Source organism: Methylobacterium sp. J-088, from assembly GCF_022829295.1.
Classification (GTDB): Bacteria; Pseudomonadota; Alphaproteobacteria; order Rhizobiales; family Beijerinckiaceae; genus Methylobacterium.
The window spans coordinates 1-4,286 of the sequence record NZ_JAKSYH010000035.1 but is presented as its reverse complement, the minus strand read 5'-3'; the positions used below and the strand labels follow the sequence as shown (position 1 = coordinate 4,286).

Sequence of the window (4,286 nt, the reverse complement as noted above, 5' to 3'; positions counted from 1 at the left end):
CACCTTCAAGGCGCTGACAGGGTGCGCCTCTTCCGGAAAGTTCTCATCCCTCACCCTGTCCCTCTCCCGCACGGGAGAGGGGACCCGCGCCCTATTCGGCGACGGTGGTGTCACTGTCGTGTACCGTGCGCGTTGCAATCGAGCCCCACTCTAAGCCTTTGTTTATGCGCGCTCTCTTCCGCCGAACCGGTGTCCACTTCGGCGCAGAGCGCTCTAGCAGGCGGACAAACGTAAAAGGCCCGGACGATGCCGGGCCCCTTCATAGATGGTGGTTGTTAATCCGCCAGCTCAGCCCTGGCGGCGTCCGTTCGGCCGGGTGCGACGCAGGCGGACGATCACCTCGACGCCGGCGATCTCCATGCCCTCGGGAGCCTCGGGCAACGAGTCCACCGTGATCCCGCAATCGGGCATGTCGATCACCTGGCTCTCATCCTCCAGGTAGAAATGGTGGTGCTCGCTCGGATTGGTGTCGAAATAGGCCTTCGACCCGTCGAGCGCGAGTTGGCGCAGGAGCCCGGCCTCGGTGAACTGGTGCAGGGTGTTGTAGACCGTCGCCAGCGAGACCGGCACCTTGGCGCGCATGGCTTCGTCGTACAGCATCTCCGCCGTCAGGTGACGGTCGCCGCGGCCGAACAGAAGCCAGCCCAGGGACAGGCGCTGCCGCGTGGGCCGCAGACCCGCCCGGCGCAGACGATCGCGCAGATCGGAGAGCGGGCAGCCGCGGCGCGGCATGCCGTTGGCCTCCAGCTGGGGGAGGGGGACTCGCCCGTTGAAGACGGCCTGGAAGGGCACCGGTTCGGACATTGCTGGACTGAACGCTCGACGGGGGGCCTCGGAAGATTCCAGCCAGTATATGGAACTGGTCATGTGGTCGCAACCCGAGCGTTGCCGCACCGCACCGACGCGGCCCCCCGGCCGGCGGCTTTGCCGGCCGGCGGCTTTGAAGGTGCAACGCCCCGTGCTACCCCGCGCGCCACATGAGGGGCGGCCATCGCCAAGCGCAAGCACGCCGCATCCGGAATCCGAGGACACAGCCAACGCAATGCCGCCAGACGCCGACACCTCCGGGCCGAACGCGAGCCGCCGGTCGCACTACTCCTACGAGGACCTTCTGGCCTGCGGGCGAGGCGAGCTCTTCGGGTCAGGGAACGCGCAGCTGCCCCTGCCACCGATGCTGATGTTCGACCGGATCACGTCGATCGGCACCGGCGGGGGCGCCCATAGCAAGGGCCATGTGACTGCGGAGCTCGACATCCGTCCCGACCTCTGGTTCTTCCCCTGCCATTTCCAGGGCGATCCCGTGATGCCGGGCTGCCTGGGTCTCGACGCGCTGTGGCAGATGCTGGGTTTCCATCTCGGATGGCTGGGTTCGCCGGGCCGCGGGCGGGCGCTGGGCGTGGGCGAGGTGAAGCTCGCGGGCCAGGTGCTGCCGTCGATGAAGCGGGTCGTCTACAACGTCGACGTCAAGCGCGTCCGGCAGGGAAAGCTCGTGCTCGGGATCGGTGATGGCTGGCTTGAGGCGGATGGCGAGCGGGTCTACCAAGTCCAGGACATGCGAGTCGGCCTGTTCCAGAGCTGAATAATCCGCTCCGGCGGCGCCGTTTGCAGCTCGACCGCAACGTCCGGCGGCTTCAGCAGTTGAGATTGTCGCCGCGTCATCTTAGCTGACCGGGACGTGGCGCGCGCGAGCGACGCCGCGACGGAGGTATCGTCACCATCATGCGCCGCGTCGTCATCACCGGGATGGGCATCGTCTCGTCCATCGGCAACAACACGCAGGAGGTGCTGGCCTCCCTGCGCGAAGCCCGCTCTGGCATCGCGCGCGATGCCAGCTACGTCGAGCACGGCTTCCGCAGCCAAGTCTCCGGCGCGCCGACCCTCGATCCGGAGGGTGTGGTGGACCGGCGCGCCATGCGCTTCCACGGCGGCGGCACCGCCTGGAACCACGTCGCCATGGATCAGGCGATCGCCGATGCGGGGCTGGAATCGGGCGATGTCTCGAACGAGCGCACCGGCATCATCATGGGCTCGGGCGGTCCGTCGACCCGGGTGATCGTCGAAGCCGCCGCCATCGCCCGCGACAAGGGCCCTAAGCGGATCGGCCCGTTCGCGGTGCCGAAGGCGATGTCGTCGACCGCCTCGGCGACACTCGCCACGTGGTTCAAGATCCGCGGCGTGAACTATTCGATCTCCTCGGCCTGTGCCACGTCGAACCACTGCATCGGAAACGCCGCCGAGATCATCCAGGGCGGGCGGCAGGATATCATCTTCGCGGGCGGCTGCGAGGATCTCGACTGGACGCTCTCGGTGCTGTTCGACGCGATGGGCGCCATGTCGTCGAAGTTCAACGATACGCCGTCCCGGGCCTCCCGCGCCTATGACGCCAACCGCGACGGTTTCGTCATCGCCGGGGGCGCTGGCGTCCTCGTGCTGGAGGAGCTGGAGCACGCCAAGGCGCGCGGCGCACGCATCTACGGGGAGATCGCCGGCTACGGCGCGACCTCGGACGGGCACGACATGGTGGCGCCCTCCGGCGAGGGCGCGGTGCGCTGCATGCGTCAGGCGATCGAGGGGCTCAAGGGCGCGCGGATCGATTACATCAATCCCCACGCCACCTCGACGCCGGTGGGCGACGACAAGGAGATCGAGGCGATCCGCGAGGTGTTCGGTCGCGGCGATTCCTGTCCGCCGATCGCCGCCACCAAGTCCCTCACCGGTCACTCGCTGGGTGCCACCGGCGTGCAGGAGGCGATCTACAGCCTGCTGATGATGAACAACGACTTCATCTGCGAAAGCGCGCATATCGACGAGCTCGACCCCGCCTTCGCCGACATGCCGATCCTGCGGGCGCGCCGGGACAACGCCAAGCTCAGCCATGTCCTGACAAACTCCTTCGGGTTCGGCGGGACGAACGCGACCCTGGTGTTAAAGCACGTCGACGCCTGACCGCGTCTACCGGAACCTCCCGCGCCTGGACGCCGTTTACCTCGGGTCAAGGATTGGTGGTGGCCATGGGGACGTTCATCCTCGGAGCGCTGAGCGGTTTGATGATCGCCGGATGTGCGGCGATCTACGCGAAGCAGGCGCTCATCGACGAGGCGAGTGCCGAGACCGAAGGCTACTTCTGACTCTGCGCGCAGGTTCGTAAACGCCCCGCCGACAGGCGGGGCTTTTTTGTCGGTTGTACAGCGTTGGCGCGTTTGGAGCACGGGGCGAGGCGCGGTAAGGCACCCTGCCGCGGTTCGGTCGAGCGCATCGCGGCCCGCCCTCGGATCGGGGGTCGGTGCGCTCGTTCGGGACATGTGTCGGCATGACAGGATTGATGGCGGGCAAGCGCGGCCTGATCATGGGCGTCGCCAACGATCACTCGATCGCCTGGGGTATTGCCAAGGCTTTGCACGTCGAGGGAGCCCGGCTCGCCTTCACGTATCAGGGCGAGGCCTTGGGTCGTCGCGTGACCCCGCTCGCCGCACAGCTCAGTTCCGATGTCGTCCTGCCCTGCGACGTCGAGGATCTCGCCTCGGTCGACGCCACGTTCGAGGCGCTCGACGCACGGTTCGGCGGCGAACTCGACTTCGTGGTCCACGCCATCGGCTTCTCCGACAAGGCGCAGCTCAAGGGCCGCTACGTCGACGTTACCACGCGCGAGAATTTCGCGCGCACCCTGACGATCTCGTGCTTCTCCTTCACGGAAATCGCCCAGCGCGCCGCCCGGCGGATGAAGCAGGGCGGGTCCCTGCTGACGCTCACCTACGGTGGCTCGACGCGCGTCATGCCGAACTACAACGTAATGGGGGTCGCCAAGGCGGCCCTCGAAGCTTCGGTCCGCTATCTGGCCAGCGACCTCGGGCCCGATGGGATCCGCGTGAACGCTCTGTCGGCCGGTCCGATGCGCACCCTGGCCGGCGCCGGGATCGCCGATGCCCGATTGATGTTCAACCATCAGCGCGCCCACGCCCCGCTGCGGCGTACGGTCAGCATGGAGGATGTCGGCGGCTCGGCCCTCTACCTGCTGTCGCCGCTTTCCGGCGGCGTGACCGGCGAGGTCCACTTCGTGGATGCCGGCTACAACATCATCTCGATGCCGCGCCCGGACGTGCTCCAGGCGCAGGACGCCGCCGGCGTCATGGGCGACGGCTAGGGCAGTGCCCGATCGCGTTGCTCACGGTACACGACACAGTGGCGGCGGGCGGCGCGCCGTGGTGGACTGAGGGATTCCTCGCCAAAGGGATCCCCCCATGTCCGCTTGTCTGCGCACCGCCCTGATCGAGAGCCTATCGGCGCAT

4 protein-coding genes are annotated in these 4,286 nt (G+C 67.5%); 3 read left to right on the top strand and 1 reads right to left on the bottom strand.

The genetic code is table 11. The features are described 5' to 3' along the window. Positions 1-288 precede the first annotated feature (288 nt). The gene (irr, locus tag MKK63_RS03280) at positions 289-804 is read right to left on the bottom strand and encodes a Fur family transcriptional regulator Irr (RefSeq protein ID WP_276081378.1); all 516 of its coding nucleotides are present in this window, start codon (positions 802-804) and stop codon (positions 289-291) included. Positions 805-1,042: 238 nt separating this feature from the next. Here irr and fabA point away from each other — a divergent pair, with 238 nt between their 5' ends. From fabA to fabI, 3 genes are all read left to right on the top strand, one after another. Next, a complete protein-coding gene (gene fabA, locus MKK63_RS03275) occupies positions 1,043-1,579 on the top strand; it encodes a bifunctional 3-hydroxydecanoyl-ACP dehydratase/trans-2-decenoyl-ACP isomerase (protein WP_243998679.1) in 537 nt (178 codons plus the stop codon). 140 nt (positions 1,580-1,719) lie between these two features. Beyond that, positions 1,720-2,946, top strand: a complete 1,227-nt coding sequence (gene fabB, locus MKK63_RS03270) for a beta-ketoacyl-ACP synthase I (RefSeq protein ID WP_243998676.1) — start codon at positions 1,720-1,722, stop codon at positions 2,944-2,946. A gap of 364 nt (positions 2,947-3,310) precedes the next feature. Then, on the top strand, positions 3,311-4,141 hold the full coding sequence (gene fabI, locus MKK63_RS03265; RefSeq protein WP_243998674.1) for an enoyl-ACP reductase FabI: 831 nt from the start codon (positions 3,311-3,313) through the stop codon (positions 4,139-4,141). Positions 4,142-4,286: the final 145 nt, after the last annotated feature.